The following is a 557-nucleotide window of genomic DNA, read 5'->3' on the forward strand; positions in this document are numbered from 1 at the left end:
ATTCCTTCCCTATGATCAATCTCCCGGTGAGCGCTTGGAACCGGTGGGGATATATGGCGTGGTGATCTGCTTTGAATCATCGTTTTCCGGGCCAACCCGAGTTTTGACCAAGAAAGGCGCGGAAGTGCTGATTGTTTCCACCAACGACGCCTGGTTTGGCCGGACGCGAATTCTCTGGGAGCACTATGCCATGTGTTCCTTGCGGGCTGCGGAGACGGGCCGGGCCGTGGTGCAAGTGGGGCAAACGGGGATCACCGGCGGCTGGGAGCCAAAGGGGCGGGAGCTTGCGCGGTTTCCGTTGGGGGAGGGTGTGTTCGTCCTGGAGGTTCCACGGTTCTCCGGGCGAACGCCTTACGTCCTCCTCGGCGATTTTCCCGCGCTTATTTTGGCCGGTGGACTAGTTTTGTGGGGGATGGGAAAAGGGGGCCCGCGGCCGCGGGCCCCTTAAAACTCATGGAGGCCGGCATCCCTAACGCCTAAGGGGCGGGAGCCACCTCGATGGTGATCGTGGCCTGAGCGGAATTGTTGAGGTCATCCCACACCTGGAATGTGGCCGT

Annotated in this window: 1 protein-coding gene; it reads left to right on the plus strand. The window is 61.0% G+C overall.

What is annotated here, in order from left to right:
• Positions 1 to 34: 34 nt before the first annotated feature.
• Positions 35 to 448, plus strand: a complete 414-nt coding sequence (locus tag H5T41_11505; GenBank protein ID MBC7109385.1) for a hypothetical protein — start codon at positions 35 to 37, stop codon at positions 446 to 448.
• Positions 449 to 557 lie beyond the last annotated feature (109 nt).

The organism is Methanomassiliicoccales archaeon (assembly GCA_014361295.1).
Taxonomy (GTDB): Archaea; Thermoplasmatota; Thermoplasmata; order Methanomassiliicoccales; family JACIVX01; genus JACIVX01.